17 protein-coding genes and 2 pseudogenes are annotated in these 17,919 nt (G+C 58.3%); 2 read left to right on the top strand and 17 right to left on the bottom strand.

Annotation, left to right across the window (positions count from 1 at the left end):
• Positions 1–96: 96 nt before the first annotated feature.
• Genes RYB66_RS00160 through RYB66_RS00130 form a run of 7 tightly spaced genes read right to left on the bottom strand, consistent with a single transcriptional unit; the run spans position 97 to position 6,718 of the window.
• Positions 97–1,149, bottom strand: coding sequence for an ABC transporter substrate-binding protein (locus RYB66_RS00160; protein WP_005783060.1), 1,053 nt, complete (start codon positions 1,147–1,149; stop codon positions 97–99).
• Positions 1,146–2,330 (bottom strand): NAD(P)/FAD-dependent oxidoreductase, encoded by a 1,185-nt coding sequence (locus RYB66_RS00155; RefSeq protein ID WP_005783058.1) that lies wholly within the window; start codon positions 2,328–2,330, stop codon positions 1,146–1,148. The genes RYB66_RS00160 and RYB66_RS00155 overlap by 4 nt, the downstream gene beginning before the upstream one ends.
• Complete coding sequence (locus RYB66_RS00150; protein WP_044293251.1) at positions 2,327–3,718, bottom strand: FAD/NAD(P)-binding oxidoreductase; 1,392 nt, start codon at positions 3,716–3,718, stop codon at positions 2,327–2,329. The genes RYB66_RS00155 and RYB66_RS00150 overlap by 4 nt, the downstream gene beginning before the upstream one ends.
• Entirely contained in the window at positions 3,715–4,005 is a 291-nt protein-coding gene (locus RYB66_RS00145) for a (2Fe-2S)-binding protein (protein WP_002553787.1), read from the bottom strand. Before RYB66_RS00145 ends, RYB66_RS00150 begins: the two co-directional genes overlap by 4 nt.
• A 17-nt stretch (positions 4,006–4,022) precedes the next feature.
• Positions 4,023–4,817, bottom strand: coding sequence for an ABC transporter permease (locus RYB66_RS00140; RefSeq protein ID WP_005783051.1), 795 nt, complete (start codon positions 4,815–4,817; stop codon positions 4,023–4,025).
• A gap of 3 nt (positions 4,818–4,820) precedes the next feature.
• Positions 4,821–5,693, bottom strand: a complete 873-nt coding sequence (locus RYB66_RS00135) for an ABC transporter permease (protein WP_016980417.1) — start codon at positions 5,691–5,693, stop codon at positions 4,821–4,823.
• Positions 5,690–6,718: an ABC transporter ATP-binding protein gene (locus RYB66_RS00130; protein ID WP_005783047.1), complete on the bottom strand. Its 1,029-nt coding sequence runs from the start codon at positions 6,716–6,718 to the stop codon at positions 5,690–5,692. Before RYB66_RS00130 ends, RYB66_RS00135 begins: the two co-directional genes overlap by 4 nt.
• A 241-nt stretch (positions 6,719–6,959) precedes the next feature.
• On the opposite strand from RYB66_RS00130, the gene RYB66_RS00125 reads away from it, so the two are divergent.
• Positions 6,960–7,799 carry an IclR family transcriptional regulator gene (locus tag RYB66_RS00125; RefSeq protein WP_016980418.1) on the top strand — a complete coding sequence of 280 codons (840 nt, stop codon included), beginning with the start codon at positions 6,960–6,962 and terminating at the stop codon, positions 7,797–7,799.
• A 14-nt stretch (positions 7,800–7,813) separates the two neighbouring features.
• On the opposite strand, the gene RYB66_RS26450 is transcribed toward RYB66_RS00125, so the two are convergent.
• The 7 genes and pseudogenes from RYB66_RS26450 to RYB66_RS00095 all read right to left on the bottom strand — a co-directional run bounded on the left by RYB66_RS26450 (position 7,814) and on the right by RYB66_RS00095 (position 12,641).
• Complete coding sequence (locus RYB66_RS26450) at positions 7,814–8,569, bottom strand: methyl-accepting chemotaxis protein (RefSeq protein ID WP_394342752.1); 756 nt, start codon at positions 8,567–8,569, stop codon at positions 7,814–7,816.
• A 129-nt stretch (positions 8,570–8,698) separates the two neighbouring features.
• Positions 8,699–9,436: pseudogene (locus RYB66_RS26445) on the bottom strand (MCP four helix bundle domain-containing protein); the annotation flags it as partial.
• 290 nt (positions 9,437–9,726) lie between these two features.
• On the bottom strand, positions 9,727–10,689 hold the full coding sequence (locus RYB66_RS00115) for a class I SAM-dependent methyltransferase (RefSeq protein WP_005783041.1): 963 nt from the start codon (positions 10,687–10,689) through the stop codon (positions 9,727–9,729).
• A 65-nt stretch (positions 10,690–10,754) separates the two neighbouring features.
• Complete coding sequence (locus RYB66_RS00110; RefSeq protein ID WP_002553779.1) at positions 10,755–11,459, bottom strand: YoaK family protein; 705 nt, start codon at positions 11,457–11,459, stop codon at positions 10,755–10,757.
• Between the two features lie 50 nt (positions 11,460–11,509).
• Positions 11,510–11,737, bottom strand: coding sequence for a hypothetical protein (locus tag RYB66_RS00105; RefSeq protein ID WP_002553778.1), 228 nt, complete (start codon positions 11,735–11,737; stop codon positions 11,510–11,512).
• A gap of 130 nt (positions 11,738–11,867) precedes the next feature.
• Entirely contained in the window at positions 11,868–12,209 is a 342-nt protein-coding gene (locus tag RYB66_RS00100) for an FKBP-type peptidyl-prolyl cis-trans isomerase (RefSeq protein ID WP_002553777.1), read from the bottom strand.
• Between the two features lie 150 nt (positions 12,210–12,359).
• Complete coding sequence (locus RYB66_RS00095; RefSeq protein WP_002553776.1) at positions 12,360–12,641, bottom strand: hypothetical protein; 282 nt, start codon at positions 12,639–12,641, stop codon at positions 12,360–12,362.
• Between the two features lie 652 nt (positions 12,642–13,293).
• On the opposite strand from RYB66_RS00095, the gene RYB66_RS00090 reads away from it, so the two are divergent.
• Positions 13,294–14,862: a TerC family protein gene (locus RYB66_RS00090; RefSeq protein ID WP_005783033.1), complete on the top strand. Its 1,569-nt coding sequence runs from the start codon at positions 13,294–13,296 to the stop codon at positions 14,860–14,862.
• A 71-nt stretch (positions 14,863–14,933) separates the two neighbouring features.
• Here the strand turns inward: RYB66_RS00090 and RYB66_RS00085 are convergent, their stop codons facing one another.
• From RYB66_RS00085 to RYB66_RS00075, 3 genes and pseudogenes are all read right to left on the bottom strand, one after another.
• Positions 14,934–15,509: a GNAT family N-acetyltransferase gene (locus RYB66_RS00085; RefSeq protein ID WP_005783031.1), complete on the bottom strand. Its 576-nt coding sequence runs from the start codon at positions 15,507–15,509 to the stop codon at positions 14,934–14,936.
• Between the two features lie 56 nt (positions 15,510–15,565).
• Positions 15,566–16,249 (bottom strand): hypothetical protein, encoded by a 684-nt coding sequence (locus tag RYB66_RS00080; RefSeq protein ID WP_046832714.1) that lies wholly within the window; start codon positions 16,247–16,249, stop codon positions 15,566–15,568.
• Positions 16,246–17,919 (bottom strand): annotated as a pseudogene (locus RYB66_RS00075) (hypothetical protein); the annotation flags it as partial. The gene RYB66_RS00080 and the pseudogene RYB66_RS00075, both read right to left, overlap by 4 nt.

Below are 17,919 nucleotides of genomic sequence, written 5' to 3'. Positions count from 1 at the left end.
TCTCTTGTGCGGTAATAAGTTGAAATAATTTGCCGGGCGGTGATCAGCCGGTGTTTGCCTGTAAACGGCACGGCCTTTTGACCTTGCCGCTTGCGACTAGCGCTCGATACTGCGGCTCCAGCGTGCGTTCCACTCGGGGCGGATCTGGTTGACTTGATCCCAGTCGATGGTTACCGCTGTTTCCAGGTACTTTTCCATGGCCTCGACTTGCGCGCGCGTCTTCTCGGAGGTCGGTGTTTTCGGATTTGACGGGATCTGATCGCCGAATTCCAACGCAGGTGCCTGTGCTTCCGGTGTCAGCAGGTAGGCCGCCAGCTTCTGGGCCAGCTCTGGCTGGTTGTTATTGGCGATTGCACATTCAGCCACGTTCAACACCACGCCGCCTTCCTTGGGCGAGGCGTATTCCACCGGCACGCCCTTGATCTTCAAGGCGGTCACTTGCGTCGGCGTCAGCGGGAACAGCGCGGCTTCGTCGGTCTGTACCATTTCCGAGATCTTCGCCGAACTGGCGATGTATTCCAGCACGTTCGGTCCAATGGTCTTCGGCCAGGCCTTGAAGCCTGGCTCGACGTCTTTCTCGCTGCCGCCCTGGATACGGTTGAACATCAGAAAGCCATGCAGGCCGAAGGTCGAGGAGGCCAGTGACTGGAACACCACCTTGTCCTTGAAACGTTTGTCGGCCAGGTCCATCCATGAGGTGGGCGCGCTCCAGCCCTTTTCCTTGAACATCCGCGTGTTGTAGGCCAGGCCGGTCACACCCAGGCTGACGGCCGCTGCCTGTTCCTTGATTTTTGCCTTGGCAGGCAGGTCAGCCAGGCTGGCGCTGGGCTGCAGGGTGTCGCACAGGCCCATGGAAATGGCTCGGTACATGATGCCGTCATCGAGGAAGATGACATGCATCTGCGGGTTGTCTTTACTCGCCTGCACCTTGGCGAGGATGTCGGCCGAGGTGCCGGGCACGATCACCACCTTGACGTTGTTGGCCTTCTCGAAAGCGGGCAGCACCTGATCGGCATACAGGCGCTCCATGGTTCCGCCGTTCATGCCCAGGTACAGCGTGGTTTCGGCCTGGGCAGGCAACGACACGAGTGCGGCAGCCAAGGGCAGGCATGACAGGCTGGTGAGGGCGAGACGTTTGGTGCTTTTCATAAGGACGACCTTCCTCTGTGCAATGGGATGACGTTCGTAGCGGGTTCTATCGCAGTGGGTTGGGTAGCTGCCTGGCGGAAGCGGCCGATGGAAAAAGCCTCGAGCGAGATCGTTGAGGCACCGCCGCAGACCCATTCGGCCAGCGCTTCGCCCGCGGCCGGGCCGATCTGAAAGCCTGCCCCGGCAAAGCCGAAGCCGTGCAGCAGGCCTGGTCTTGTCAGGCTCGGGCCCAACACCGGTTCGCGATCAGGCAGGTAGCCTTCAGTGCCGCTCCAGGTGCGAATGGCCTGGGCCCCGGCCAATGGCGGGTAGAGTTCGACGGCGTTGCGCAGGATGTCGAGCACTGCCGCCTGTCCTGGTCTGGCGTGTGCCGGGCCGAGGGCAAAGCCTTGTCCGCCGCCCAGCACGCAATTGCCGCGTGCCACCTGCCGGGCATAGATGCCGCCGCCTTCGACACCGGTGCTGACGTCCATGAACATTGGCAGTGGTTCTGTCACCAGCATCGCCGGATGCCCCGAATACATCGGCACCGGTTCGTTGAATTGTGCCGCCAGCGCTCCTGCCCAGGCGCCAGCGCAATTCAGTAGCCAGGGGGCTCGCAGTGTCAGGCCGCTGGCGGTCGTGACGATGAAGGCGTTGCCGTCGTGACTGACTTCGCTGACCGGCGCCTGCTCGAATACCTGAGCGCCCGCCCGGCGAGCTGCGCGGGCAAAGGCGGGCGATACCAGACGCGGATTGGCGTGCCCGTCGTCGGCGCATAGCGATGCACCGACGGCGACATCGCCCGCCCAAGGGTAACGGGCGCGCAGTTGCTCTCGATCCAGCAGTTGCAAATCCAGCCCGAACCCCTGGCTGGCTTCGGCGTAGCTGCGTAGCGCATCCATGTCCTGCTCGCTGCGCGCCAGTTTGAGGTGGCCGGAGCGCTGGTATTCGCCGTCGATACCGATCAGATCGCACAGGCCGCTCCAGATCTGATGCGCCCGTTGCGACAAGGGCAGTTGCGACAAGGGCCTGCCCTGACGGCGTACGCCGCCATAATTGACGCCGCTGGAGTGCGAGCCGCAAAAGTCGCGCTCCAGCAAGGCGACACGCTTGCCCTTCAGTGCAAGCGCCAAGGCTGCCGACGAGCCGACGATGCCGCCGCCGATAACAATCGCATCGCTTTCAATCAGCGTGCTCATGGTTGTGTCTCCGCTGATTGTTTGTCCACGGGCAGCATCTCCAGGCCGAACGGCAGTGGCTTGATCGGTGCCTGGCCGCGTAGACGGCCGACCTGCTCAACTGGCCGGCCGCTCTCGCGGGCGATGATCTCGGCGGCTGCCAGGCCGCACATCCGGCCCTGACAGCGGCCCATACCCACCCGACACATGGCCTTGACCCGGTTGATCTCCCAATGGCCGTCCTGCACGGTGGTACGAATATCGCCCGCAGAGACCTCTTCACAGCGGCACACAAGCGTGTCATCCGCTACATTGGCAGCCCAGTCTTCGGGGAACGGAAACGCGGTTTCCAGCCCGTGGCGGAAGCTTTCGATGCGTTGCAGTGCGGTTTGCAGGTCACTGATACGCACGGCGTCGACGGTGACACCGCTGTCTTGCAGCAGCCCGAGCGCGGCCAGTTCTCCGGCCATTTCCGCCGCGTCTGCGCCCATGATTCCAGCACCGTCGCCTGCCAGATACACGTCTGGCACGCTGCTGCGCCCACAGTCATCGCGAATGGGCAGCCACGCTCGGTTAAGCGGGCTCCAACCGAATTCACAGCCGAGCAGGTCGGCCAGTTGTGTCTCGCTGCGCAGCGCATGGGCAAAGGCTACTGCGTCGCAGGCCAGGTGGCCTGATTGGCCGTTGCGTTGCCAGTGAATGCCGTCTACGCGTTTGTCACCGTTGATGCGTGTGAGGTATGCGCCCTGGTGCACGGGAATGCCATGCGCACTCAGCCACGCGCGGTAATACAGGCCCTTGGCAAGGGTTGCCGGTTGGCCGAGCAGCGCAGGCAGCGCCTTGCATTGGGCTGAAAACGGCGCGCTGTCGAGCACCGCCAGCACGTTCGCGCCAGCCTTGGCATATTGATAGGCGACCAGATACAGCAAGGGGCCGCTGCCGCAAAACACCACGCGTTCGCCAATCGCACAACCCTGATATTTAAGTGCGATCTGCGCTGCACCCAGGCTATACACGCCGGGCAGTGTCCAGCCGGGCACTGGCAGAATGCGGTCGGTGGCACCTGTGGCGACAATCAGTCGGGTGAAATCCAGGGTTGCGACTGTTCCGTTGTGCAGGGTATCGAGTTGATTGCCTTCGACGTTCCACACCAGCGTCTGCGGTCGGTAGTCGATCTGTGTTGTCAGTGCATCGAGCGCCTGATGCAGCGCAACGGCCCTGCCGCTTTCAAAGCCGTAAAGCGCCTTGGCCGAACGCTGGAAATTCTCTGGCTGGCGACGATAGATCTGCCCGCCGCCGCGCAGACCTTCGTCGATCAGGCAGGCTTTGACACCGTGCTCCAGCAGCGTCTGGGCAGCGCGAATCCCGGCTGGGCCGGCGCCGATAATGGCAACGCGGTCTTTGCTCATGGCCGCCGCCCCGGTTCACGAATAATCGCCTGGCCAGCTTCCAGCAGCGTCGAACAGGCACGCACTCGCTGGCCGTTGCCGAGTCTTACCCAGCAGTCCTGGCAGGCGCCCATCATGCAGAACCCGGCGCGCGGCTCGGCACTGAAGTCACTGCCGCGCAGGTGCTCACTGGCGGTCAATACCGCAGTCAGCACGGTGTCGCCCAACAGACCATTGGCCGGTTGCCCATCGAGGGTGAAGGGCAGAACGGGGCGATCATGTTCAGCCAGTCGTTTCAGCAATGCCATAACGTGAAAGCTCCGGATCAGTGTTTGCCGACCAGCACCCGATCCAGCCCATAGACCCGGTCGAGCAGGATCATGGTGGCGGCGGTGAGGGCGATGACCAGTGCCGATACGGCAGCCATCATCGGGTCAATGGATTCGGTGGCGTAAACGTACATGCGCACCGGCAGCGTCTGGGTAGCAGGCGAGGTGACGAAGATCGACAGCGTGACTTCATCGAAACTGTTGATGAACGCCAGCAGCCAGCCGCCTGCCACGCCGGGCAGGATCATCGGCAGGGTGATCTGCCGAAACAGGGTCAAACGGTTGGCCCCCAATGACTCGGCGGCGTGTTCGGCGCTGCGGTCGATACCGATCGCCGCCGCCAGCACCAGACGCAGTACGTAAGGCGTGATGACCAGCACGTGGGCGAAGATCAGCCAGGTGAAGCTGCCGTTTACGCCCATCAGCGCAAACAGGCGCAGCATCGCCACCCCCAGCACCAGGTGCGGAATGATGATCGGCGAAAGAAACAGCGCATTGAAAAAGTTGCGGCCCGGAAATGTATGCCGGGTGATCGCCAGCGCAGCAGGCACCGCGATCAACGTCGCCAGCGTTGCGGACACAAACGCCAGAATCAGGCTGTTGTAGAACGAGTCGATAAAGTCGGCGCGTTCGAACACCGCCTTGAACCAGCGCAGCGAGAAGTCGGTAGTGGGCAGGCTAAGGGTGTTTTCCGGGGTAAACGCCACCAGGCACACCACCACCAGCGGGGCCATCATGAAGATCACTACCAGCGCATGAAACGACAGGGCCAAAGGACCGTTCTTGGACATGGATCATTCCCCCAGAGTTTTTTTGTAACGGCCTTCGATCAGGCGGTTCCAGGACAGCATGACCAGCAGGTTGACCAGCAGCAGCGCCACCGCCAGGGTCGCGCCCATCGGCCAGTTGAGCTCCGAGAGGTACTGGTCGTAGATCACCGTGGCGACCATCTTCAAACGTCGACCACCGAGCAGGCCGGGAATGGCAAACGAACTGGCGGCCAGGCCAAAGACAATCAGTGAGCCGGACAGCACGCCCGGCATGACCTGTGGCAGGACGATCAGGCGCATGACTTTCGCCTGACTGGCACCCAGCGACAGCGCGGCCTGTTCGGCGGTGGGGTCGAGCTTTTGCAACGAGGTCCAGACCGGAATGATCATGAACGGCAACATGACGTGGACCAGCGCGATGATCACGGCAAACGGGGTGTACAGCAGTTTCACCGGGCGACCGCCCATGAACTGGATAGCCTGGTTGATCAGACCGTCCGCCCCCAACAGAAGGCTCCAGCCGAAGGCCCGGACCACCACCGAGATCAGCAGCGGCGTGAGGATCAGAATCAGGAAGATAGAGCGCCACGGTGTGCCCATGCGGCTCAGAATGTAGGCCTCCGGCACACCGATCAGCACGCAGAGCAACGTCACCAGCGCGCTGATCCAGAAGGTGCGCAGGAAGATTTCATAGAAATACGAATCGGTGACCACGGCCGTGTAATTGGCCAGCGTATAGCTGTCGCTTTTCACCCCGACCTGATAGTCGAACACGTTGAATGACAGCAGCAGCGTCAGGCCCAGCGGCAGCACCAGCAAGCCGATATACAACGCCAGTGCCGGAGCTGACAGCCAATAACCGCGGCCACCCTGACGCATTTCGCTCATCAGGCTCATGCGCGCACCTCGTCGGCGTCCAGTACGCGCAGCAATTCGGCTGGCCAATCGATGCCGACCGCAGCACCTTGTTCCAGCGGTGCCTGGCCGTCGTTGCGACGCACTACGGTTATTTCGCCGATGCCGGTCTGAATGCGATACAGCCACTGGCTGCCGAGAAAGTAACGCGTGACGATACGCCCCGACAGCCGTCCGCAGCCGGGGTCCACCAGATCAATTTTCTCTGGACGCAGGCTGAGTGTCAGCGTGCCATCGCCGGGTAGCAGACGGATCTGCGGGTTGCCGCTGCTGTCCGGGTCGCCCTGCAACATATTGGCTTTGCCGACAAACCCCGAGATAAAGCGCGTGCGCGGGTGTTCGTAGAGCGTGTAGGGCTCGTCGATCTGCGTGATCCGTCCGGCCTGCATCACCACCACCCGATCACTGATCGACAGGGCTTCAGCCTGATCGTGGGTAACCATCAGTGTGGTGATGCCCACTTCATTCTGAATACGGCGAATTTCGAACTGCATCTCTTCGCGCAGGTTGGCGTCCAGGTTGGACAGCGGTTCATCCAGAAGCAGCACCGGCGGCTCGATCACCAGTGCTCTGGCCAGCGCGACCCGCTGCCGTTGCCCGCCAGACAACTCGCGCGGGTAGCGCTCGGCATGCTGGCCGAGACGAACCAGTTCCAGCACCCGTGTGACACGCTGTTGCAACTCGGCAGCAGGCACCTTGCGCATGCGCAGGCCAAACGCAACGTTGTTGGCCACGGTCATGTGCGGAAACAATGCATAGCTCTGAAATACAACGCCCAGACCCCGACTGCTGGGCTTGGCGTGGGTAATGTCGCGGCCGTCGAGCACGATGCGCCCGTCACTGACTTCAACGAAGCCGGCGATCATTTGCAGAGTGGTGGTTTTGCCGCAGCCGGAAGGGCCGAGCAGTGAAACGAATTCGCCCTTGTCGACGGCCAGGTTCGTGGCGACCACAGCGTCTATGGAACCGTAGCGTTTGGAGAGACCTTCGAGCTGCAGAAATGCCATGCCTGCTTCCACCTGTGTGCATGCGCGCCGAGGCACGCGTTTGTCATGGGCAGATGCGAAATGAAGTCATGCAGTTCTGTGGACGTTGGTGCTCGCTCTGAGTCGGCTACCGATGATTGTTCAAATCGCCCCTGTGGACTGAGAGTAGGGCGAAGGCTAGGATGGGCTCAACAAGCAATTTCACTGAATAACATCTTTCTTCGAATTAATTCTTTTAGTGGAAAAATAGCGAGCTATATTCATGAATAATTCCACTGATCGGAATACTGATTCTGCGCAAGTGGGCGTCGGCGCGGTGTCGCGTCTGTTCGCCGTATTGCGTTGCCTGGGCGATTGCGACGAGGGCGGCGAGCGGGTCACACAACTCGCCCAGCGTGTCGGGCTCTCGCAACCCACCACGCACCGCTTGCTGCGCAGTCTGATGGATGAGGGCATGGTCGAGCAGGACCTGCTCAGCAAGCGCTATCGGTTGAGCATCGAATTCTTTGCGCTGGCCGCCAAGGCGGGCAACACCGGCAATCTGCGCGACGTGGTACGCCCCAGTCTGTTACGCCTGTCTGCATCGCTGGGCGACTCGCTGTTTCTGCTGGCACGCAGTGGCTTTGACGCGATCTGTCTGGACCGCAGTGAGGGCCCGTACCCGATTCGCACGTTCACCGGCGACATTGGTGGCCGTGTTGCGTTGGGCGTGGGGCAGGGCAGCTTGGCGATTCTCGCGTTTCTCCCCGAGGACGAGCGGGAAACGGTGATTGCCTACAACCTGCCACGGCTCAAGGATTTTCACCTGTACGACGAGGTGTTTCTGCGTTCAGAGGTCGAAAACGTGCGCCGCCTCGGCTACGCCGGGCGCAACACCGGCGCGCTACCGGGCATGGCCGGGCTGGCCGTGCCGATCCTGGACCGCAGCGGCCGGGCAGTGGCAGCGCTCAGCGTGGCAACTATCTCCGACCGCTTGGGGCCTGATCGCCTGATGACCGTGGTAGAACTGCTCAAGCGTGAAGCCACGGCCATCAGTGCCAGAATCAATCCCTTCGATCCTTCGCTGCGACGGCCCAGCCAGGTATTTGGGCAGGCGGAGTAAAGGAGAGGTCCGTCTCAGATTGAAAACTTCGACACCATACGGTTGAGATCCACAGCCAGGCGAGACAGCTCCTGGCTGGCAGTGGAGGTCTGGCTGGAAGCCGAAGAGCTCTGCGCCGACAGATCGCGAATGCTCACCAGGTTCTCGTCGACCGACCGCGCAACATGCGCTTGCTGTTCAGAGGCTGTCGCAATCATCAGGTTGCGTTCATTGATATGACTGATCGACGCGGTGATGTCCTTGATCGCAATCCCGGCCTGCTGGGCGATCAGCAAGGTGGCGTCGGTTTCCGCATTGCTCTGCTTCATCGACTGGACGGCTTCATTGGAGTTCTTCTGAATACCCTGGATCATCTGTTCTATTTCCTGGGTAGACGTCTGCGTGCGATGTGCCAACGCCCTGACCTCATCGGCAACCACCGCAAACCCACGGCCCTGTTCGCCAGCCCGCGCCGCTTCGATGGCGGCGTTGAGCGCCAGCAGGTTGGTCTGTTCGGCGATGGCGCGAATCACGTCCACAACCTTGGCGATGCTTTGAGCCTGATTGGCGAGGCCTTCTACTTCTGTGCCGGTTCTGTCCACGGTGTGACTGAGCTTTTCCAGCGCAGTGATGGTCTGGCCGACGCAATCCTGGCCAGTCTGCGCGGATTTTTCACAGGCCTGGGTAGAGGAAGAGGCCGCAACAGCGTTGCGTGCGACCTCTTCGATGGCGGCTGTCATCTGGTTGACCGCCGTGGCCGCCTGCTCGGTTTCCTGGGTCTGACGCTGCATGCCCTGTGTGGAATCCTGTGTGATCGAGCTCATTTCTTCGGCGGCCGAGGCGAGCAGGCCTGAGGCATCGGAAATATGCTGAATGGTGCCCTTGAGGTTAGAGAGCATCGCTGCGCTGGCTTTTTGCAGTTCGGTCAGCTCGTCTGCCCCGTTGATTTCGACAGTCGTGCGCAGATCACCTTCGGCGATCCGTCGTGTGGAGTCGAGTAGCGCCTTGACCGGCTTTGCAATGCTGCGCGTAAATAAGGTGGCAACAATCAACGTAATGATGATGGCGAGAATAATCAGCGTCATGGTCACGGTCAGCCCGCTCTGATAATTCCTGTTAGCCACCAACCCCGATTGTTCGGCTCCTTTGATATTGACTTCGATCAGTTTTTCTATCGATGCTTGTAACGCCTTGGCTTGCGGGCTCGTCACATCGCGAATGAATGCGAATAATTCGCTATCGGACTTGTTCTTGCTAAGTTCAACCAGTTCATCGATTTTGGCGATGTAAGCCGACGCATCAGCCTTCACTTTTCGATAGGCTTCCTCTTCTTCCGGGCTTGATACCAGAGGGCCGTAAGTGTCAGCTTCTTGCAGTAACGAATTTTTCAATCCAGTCAGCTTGTTCATGGACTCGGAAGACCGTCTGTCGTCATCCATCACGAAGCGTCGAGCATCAAGGCGATACAGCAGGCCTGCGGTATTAATGCGGCCTGCCTGCCTCACGCTGGGCAGCCAGTCATTCTGTAACCGCTCGGCGGACTGGTGGAGCCCTTCCATTTTGAACAGTGCGTTGATGCCCAGGCCAGCGAGCAGCAAGCAAATAAAGCCAAAGCTGACAAACGCCCTGAGGTTCAATCCGATATTTCTTATTGGCATTATGGATCCCCTTTGTGTCACCACTTCATGGCGGGGGCCATCATTACAAATGATGGTGACTTGATATCACTCTAGTGCTGTGGCCTGGAAAAAACTACTGTCTGACACAAAAAGTTTATTGGTCATTCAGGAAGTGTTAAACAAACAAAAAGTTGGAAAATAGTCAGACTTTTAATGGCGAGGACTGTTTTTGAATGTGAAAAGTTTGTAAACGCATTTCCCGTAACGTTACTTGTTCCATTGACGGTAGCCAGCGATACTCGCGCGTCGCTGGCTAAATTCTTTAGGGTTTACGCCCACCCTGTCCGACTCAAGCCTTCAGCCTTGAACACCAAAGCCTTCAGGCCGCCATCGACCCGCGCATCCGGGAATTCCGGCGGGTTCTCCAGGCGTTGTTCGAAGCGCAGGCACGGTGCCTCGATTGCCGTGTGCTGGATCAGAAAGTCCGGCCCCAGCGCCGGATCGTTCATGCATGCCAGCACCGAACCGTCTTCATCCAGCAACTCTGGCAGACGGCGCAGGACTCGCTGGTAGTCCTTGTCGAGCATGAAGCTGCCTTTCTGGAAAGACGGCGGGTCAATGATGATCAGGTCGTAAGGGCCGGAGCGGGTGACTTTGGCCCATGACTTGAACAGGTCATGCCCGAGAAAGGTCACCCGGCCCAGGTCCTGATCATTGAGCCGGTGATTCTCACGACCGCGATTCAATGCCGCGCGGGCCATGTCCAGGTTCACTACATGGTCTGCACCACCGGCAAGGGCGGCGACCGAGAAGCCGCAGGTGTAGGCGAACAGGTTCAGGATGCGCTTGCCCTTTGCCTGGGCCTGCACCCATTCGCGGCCATAGCGCATGTCCAGAAACAGACCGCTGTTCTGCTTCTTGCCGAAATCGACTTTATAACGCAGGCCATTTTCGGTGATCACCCATTCATCGACCACCTCGCCGGTCAGCCATTGCGTAGTGCTTTGCGGCAGATAGCGGTGTTGCAACAACAGGGTATGGGCCTGACTTTGTTGCCACTGCGGCGTTTCGATCAACTCGTTCAACAGCTGCGTCAGAGCTGCCAGTTCGGGCTCAAGAGGCTCTTTGAACAGCGAGACCAGCACCACGCCCTGCATCCAGTCGACGGTAATGTGCTCCAGCCCCGGCCATACGCGACCACGGCCATGAAACAGGCGGCGGGTTTCAGTCGGAACGTTGTTCAGGGCGGCGAGTAGATGCTGTTGCAGGATGGCGAGTGCTTCAGGGGTCATGACGAAGGTCGGTTATGAAAGGCGGCGTATGGTAAACGTATTTCAGCAGATGGGAATCGCAGGGTTCAGCGAGGCATGTATTGACGTTGCCAGCGATGCGGGATTTTCAATGAAACCAGCCCCAGCAATGCCGACAGGCTGCCGCTGATCAACAGGGCATTGAGCCCCAGGCGTTGTTCAAGCAGTGCGCCGATGACCGCCCCGATGAACATGCCAACCCACGGCACCAGTTGCACGCGCCAGCCATCTCGGCGCTCGCCCAGTATCCAGCGGCCCAAGCCACGCCCGAAACGCGACAGCGCGCCGGTTACATAGGTCAGGCCGACCGGCAGCCCGTTGACCTGTTCCACGGCGGCGTTGAGCATACCCATCGCCAGAATGGCCCAGATCAGTGCGAGCATATTGCTTTCCAGCGGCCATGCGGCTGCGGCGCACAGCAGCGTGGCGATCCCCAGCAGCAGGGGCAGGGCGCGTCGGCCGCCAAGCCGTGCAACGACGACGCCCAGCGCATTGCCGGCAATAAAGGCGAAGATGGCGAGTGCCAGGCGAAGGGTCACGCTCAGGTCGCCGGCACTGATCGCGACGGCAAGCCGGGTGGTGTTGCCACTCATGAACGAAACGAAGTCGCCGGTCGCCATGAAACCGATGGCATCGGTCATGCCCGCCAGAACCGAAAGGCTCGCCACCAGGCACATGCCGACCCGGCCACGCCATTTCTGCATGTTCAGGTGCCTGGGGCTGGCGCTGATTCTGGCGGGCTGTGGCAGCATCGAAGGCCCTCTGGACCAATGGAAGCGCGTTTGATCGCTGGTTCAGCGGTTCATAGCGGCTTGGCGCGTACTATTCGCTTGGCCCTGACCTCATCGGCATAGGCCTTGAGCTGATCGGCATCGCTGTAAAGGCGGTTGACCATCTGCAGTACTGCCGTAACGTCGACATCTTTCATTTGCGAGGCGAGTTTGAGAATTTCTTCCGCCGTGTTTTCCAGATTGGTTGCTGTCCCTTTCAGGTGCCGCTTCAGCTCCTGAGTCGACTTATTGAGCGCCATACGTGTTCCTGTGCCAAGACCTTGAATTCCATACCCGGAGCATGGCTTTTTCCGCGATAACAAGCAATCAGGCTTATGCCTGTCAGCCAAGGTCATCGGCCGATTCAAGGCGATCTGCAAGGCAGCCGGCTCAATCGTCGCGGGTCAGCACTTCCAGCAGCTCTATTTCAAACGTCAGGTCGGCACCCGGTTTGATGTGCGCGCCCATCGTTCTGTCGCCATAGGCCAGGTGGGCAGGCACGAACAGTTTGCGTTTGCCGCCCACCTTCATGCCCATAAGGCCCTGATCCCAGCCCTTGATAACGCGTCCGGTGCCGATCACGCACTGAAACGGCTTGCCACGCTGGTGAGAGGAATCAAAGACAGTGCCGTCTTCGAGGGTTCCGGTGTAATGCGTGGTGATCAGCGCACCTTTGACCGCTTCCTTGCCTTCGCCGGGATGCAGGTCGGTAATCTGTAATTCTTTGCTCATTACAAGGCTTCCGTTTTTAGCGCGCTCAATGAATGCCGAGAGCGTGCATTTTCGCAGCGCTTTCTCGCAGAAAAGCATGCCTGTGACAAGCGGGCGAAACGAAAACGGGGAAGCTTTCGCTTCCCCGTCGTATTCCGATTGTGTCGTTCGTCAGAGATTCTGCGAACTGACCACCATCGCTTGGGCGATATTCTCTTTCTGCTCCTGGGTGAAACCGTCCCAGATATTGGTCTTGGCGTAGTAACCCAGGCCAGCCAGGCAGTAAAGGCTAAGGGTCAGAACGATGACGATTGAAACAAAGGTCCAGCGGCCTTCGTCATCGTTTTCCCGAGTGAAGCTACGGGAATAGTTGTCCTCGGCGCTACGGAAGAACAGCGCGGACGATAGGCGCTTGAGCCACTGGAACAAATGAACGACAACGATACGCAGCATGGGAAATCACCTCAAAGGTTAAAAGAAACAGGTCGTCCGCGATGCCGGTCACCGGCGTCGGGGTGCAAAAGCTGAAAACGAAAAAAGCCCGTCTATGACGGGCTTTCTTTTTATGATTCTGGTCAGAGGGCAGGGGATCGTGCATTCACACAAGTCGCGTTGGACACTGCGCAGGCCTGCCGTTATTGCAACATTTTAAAACAAATGATTTGTGTGATCTACCCGGACACTGCCGTTGTCAGACAACTGGTCGTACCTGGAGGTGCGGCAAAACGTCGCTCCGGGTTGAGCGAGGCTTAGGAATACGCCGTGCTTTTGGTCAAGTCTTGTAATACTTATACAAAATACGAAACAGTTGTGTGTATTGTACGATCAACGCCCGTATTGATTTTCAGGACCGTATGAATACCCTCCAGGAGCCTCCGAGTTGCCTTCCCTTCACCGCTGATGGCTGGCCAGTGATATCCCATTCACCAGGCAGGCCGTTTGATTCGAACGCCGGTTTACCCTCTCTCTCGTGTTGCAATGGCCCCGACATGCCTGTGCATGGTCGCAAGGCACCTTTGCGCATGGCAATTCATTGCAGTGCGTGGCCAGCTGTGGCCAACGATGAGTTTTCCCGCCATTTTTCTCGTGAGGCTGCATAACTACCATGGAATGGATCGCTGACCCCACGGCATGGCTTGGCCTGCTGACCCTCATCGTGCTGGAACTGGTGCTGGGTATCGATAACCTGGTGTTTATCGCCATTCTGGCGGACAAACTGCCCCCCGAACAACGCGACAAGGCGCGCGTCATCGGCCTGTCGCTGGCATTGATCATGCGCCTGGGCCTGCTGGCGAGCATCTCCTGGATGGTGACGCTGACCGAGCCGTTGTTCGAGATCTTCGACAAGACGTTCTCCGGTCGTGACCTGATCATGCTGTTTGGTGGTGTGTTCCTGTTGTTCAAGGCCACCATGGAACTGCACGAACGGCTGGAAGGCCATGTTGCCCAGCGCGCCGGTAACGCAGGTTATGCGTTGTTCTGGCCCATCGTTGCGCAGATCGTGGTACTCGACGCGGTGTTCTCGCTGGACGCCGTAATCACGGCCGTCGGCATGGTCGAACACCTGTCGGTCATGATGATTGCCGTAATCTTCTCCATCGGCCTGATGATGATTGCCAGCAAGCCGCTGACCAAATTCGTCAACAGCCGCCCGACAGTGATCATGCTGTGTCTAGGCTTCCTGATGATGATTGGTTTCAGCCTGACCGCCGAGGGCCTGGGTTTCCATATTCCCAAGGGCTATCTGTATGCGGCCATCGGTTTCTCGATCCTCATCGAGGTGTTCAACCAGATCGCTCGCAAGCGCAGCAAGAAGTCTGCTCATGGCCACCTGCCGCGTCGCGAGCGGGCTGCCCATGCGGTGATGCGTCTGCTGGGCGGTCGCAAGCTGGAGTCTGGCGATGTCGATGAGGAAATCACCGACATGCTGGAAGGCGAAAGCAGCGAGCCGGTGTTTGACCGTCGTGAGCGGGTGATGATCAGCGGCGTACTGCAACTGGCTGAGCGGCCGATTCGCACGGTGATGACGCCGAGGGCCGAAATCGACTACATCGACTTGAAAGATGATGCCGAGAAAATCCGTCTGAAACTGATGCACTCGTCCTACTCGCGTCTGCCGTTGATTGGTGAGCGAGGCATCGATGAGCCGCTGGGCTTCGTGCACAAGAAAGAGCTGTTCAAGGAATTGTTGTCCGGCAACGAGCCCGACCTGAAGCTGATGTCGCGCAAGGCAATCAACCTGCTGGAAAGCTTCACCATCCTCAATGCCCTGGAGCAGATGCGCAAGGAGTCGACGCACATCGCTTTTGTGGTCAACGAGTTCGGTGATTTCATCGGCGTGTTGAGCATGACCGACATTCTGGAATCCATCGCTGGCCAGCTGCCAGACGCCAGCGAAGTGGAAGGCCCGGACATCGTCAAGCAAGGCGAGGACTTCGTGGTATCGGGTGCCTTGAACCTGAGTCTGATTCGCGAACGCACCGGCTTCCAGGCCAAGGCCACCGAGGATTATCAGACCCTCGCCGGACTGGTCATGAGCCTGCTGGATCGCCTGCCTTCTACCGGCGATAGCCTGGACTGGCAGGGCTGGAACCTTCAGGTTGTCGGCGTGGAAGAGCGCCGGGTGACTCGGGTGTTGTTGCAGAAACAGCCTGAGGTCGATGCTGGCAAATAAGCACGGAGCTGTAATACAAAACGGGGCCTGCTCATGGTGAGCAGGCCCCGTTTTTCATGTGAGCGTCGCGCTTATTTGCGACGCGGACGCGACACCACAGATTCGATATTCTTGCGGCCGATCAGCTTTGGCTGCGCAGGCTCTTTGGCCATCGGGGCATCAGCCAGCCACTTGAACATCACCAGACAATCCACCAGCCCCAAGCGTGCGTGACGATAAGCCTTGGGCAAACGCCCGACTGTCTCGAAACCCAGCTTGGCCCACAGCGCGACAGCTACTTCATTGCTGGCCACCACCGAATTGAATTGCATCGCCAGGAACCCGCTGTCGCGCGCCAGTTGCTGCGAGTGCTCGCACATCAACCGCGCCACACCACGACCCCGCGCCGCATCCGTCACCATATAGCCGCAATTGCAGACATGATTCCCCGGACCTGCTGCATTGGCCTTCAAGTAGTAACTGCCTAACAGCTGGCCGTCTTCCTCGGCAATCAGCGTGTGCAGCGGCAGCTCCATCCACAGACTGCGGGCATGCTCCTGAGTGACGGCAGGGTCGTAGGCGTAGGTTTCCTGAGCGATGACGACAGCCTGAAAGGTGGGCCAGAAGCGCTCGAAGTCTTCCGGGGTCATGGGGCGGATCTGGATCATGGTGGGGCCTTGGTGGGTATGGCTTGAATTCCGGCGTGTACGTTAGCTTGGGTGTGCTACCACTTCCAGGCTTTTTCGGTGAACTCGGCGGTGGAGGGGAGTACGGTGTGGAGAAAATTCAGGTATTTGTTGAACAGTACTTCGTGCTGGAAACGGGCCTCAAAGCCTAGCGTGACGTCAGTGCGGTGCGTGATGATCATGAGGCGTTTACGGTCGACGGTTACAAAGTTGTACTCATCCCAGGGCAGGCTTTGTTCATGATGAATGGGGTTTTCCCAGTTTAGTAGCTTGAGGGCTGCGATACAGGCCATGGCTGCCGGGCCGATCAGGAAGAGCAGTGAGCCGGTGAGGGCGGCTATGAAGACGAATATCAGGATGACGGCTATGGCAATGCCCTTGAAGAAGGACGAGGCGAAGTCGGGGTAATGGAGGTAGTACTCCAGGTGGGCGCAGTTGGTTTTTATGGTGTAGTTGTAGATGGTTTTTTGACGGATGAGCAGGCATATGAAATACGCAAGAATTCCAGCAAGCGCGAGTATGGTGCCCACTAATGAGTAAAGACTGTCTGAGAACATTATCCAGCCTCCCCACATGTAAAGTGTGCTTCCTATCACGTAGACGGCAATGAATATGGACTGAGTTATCATCATTTCTCTAGGCGATCTCGCAAGTGTTTTGATCTTCCAGTTCAGAACGTCTTTGTTTTTTGGCAGGTACAAGGCTTTTTCTTGCTGGTTCATACAGGTGTACCCTCTGCTACTTCTAGGGTCAGCGTGCCGACACTGCTTGATGTCTTTACTTCAAGCTCCACAGCAGCCAAACCATCGATAGCTGTATCGCCTCTTGTGCCAAGCTCCATCTGAAACAGATAGCCTTGATCTTCCTCGCCAGGATGTATCAGATTGCTGGGGTACCAGATTTGCAGCTCAAGATAGGTTGCGTCCTTGTCGAGCGGCACCCAGGTTTCCCAGATGAGGTCTTCGTTTTCGGGCGGCATCAACGGGTAGGTGAAGTCTTCACTCGCCTTGCCAGCAGGCTTGTTGGTTAGCGTTCCGAACTGTTCGGCCTTCCTGAATTGCCCGTGGGCCAGAAAAGCTTCATGCAGAGGGTCGTCTATTTTTTGTACCGGTAGCACTCCCCATGGGCGCTTGCTGCTAATGACATTGAAGTGCACGGACTGCCCGCGCACTAGGTTGGGCAAGCGCACTTGTACTCCAACGCCATTTTGTACCGCTACGCTGTAGTGATCGCCTTTGCCAAGATAACGGCTTTCATAATGCACAGTGCTTTTTACATAAACCTGCGGAGATAATTGAATTTCCATCAATGCGCGAACCTCTTCGCTCTCACCTTTGACAGTCTCGGGGTAACGATAGTCTAGGGTTCTCGACCAACAGCACTTACGTAGCCACCAGCCGACGCTGTCTTGCTTGAAATAACTTAAAGCCATTGTAGTAAAAAGATATATAGATCCTATTACGAGCAGCGCCACGCTGAACCATGGACTCATCGCAACAATTGTGAATGTGCTTGCGGGGGACAACCCTGCTATAAATTGAAAAGTGGAGCCTACTCCCATTGCGAATATAGAAATACCTTTAACAATAATCGTGTTCTTTTCCTCAGGTGTTTTAGCTGCGTAAAAATCATCTGTGATATCAAATAGTTCAAGCGTAACTGCTGCTACTCCAAACCCACCCATCGCCACCATCGAAACCCTGAACCCACGTATTGCATCACTCCACGTCGCATTTCCCTTGGCTTTCCAATACGCACTGGACCTGTCCAGAACCCCTACATTCTTGCCATCGATCAGTACCGGCGTCGCATCCCTTATTACGCTCCACGGCGCTTCAACAAACACCACCATCAACAGATTGAAGCTGTAACCCAGTCCATACGTGACCTTGCCAATATCCTTGGCACTGAAGTCTCCATCACGAGTAACGTCCCGGTAAGTGAGCGCGGTATTGATGAAATTGAGCATGATCACACCCCAAGTGATCGAGCCCGCAGTGCCGCCGAGTCGGTTGGTCCAGCGTTTGGCTTGGGCGAGCCAGTCCTTGGCCAGGGTTTTGCCGGACTGGAAGTACTGGCGAATCTCGTCCTGCAGTAATTTGGCGTATTCGTTGTTCTGGAAGTCGAGCAGAGCGGGGATGCTCAGTTCGTGGACGCGCAGTTTCTGTTTATGGGCGTGCAGGTTGCGAGCGGTGCTTTGGCGTGTGTTGTAGGCATTCGGATAAAGCCACCGGCGACGGGTATCGCTGATCTGCTTGTTAAGGACCTGCCACTCGCGTATCCACTGTTTGAGCTTGGTGAATACCTGTTGATCGACTGCAATACGCGCCTTCGAATCAAGCAAAATCTGGCCGATCAACAGGGTGCGAAGCAATGCGACGATGTTCTGCTG

This window comes from Pseudomonas syringae group sp. 243L2, assembly GCF_032587875.1.
Lineage (GTDB): Bacteria > Pseudomonadota > Gammaproteobacteria > Pseudomonadales > Pseudomonadaceae > Aquipseudomonas > Aquipseudomonas amygdali.
Note: the sequence above shows the minus strand (reverse complement) of the source record. Positions and strands in the feature narration are given on the sequence as shown.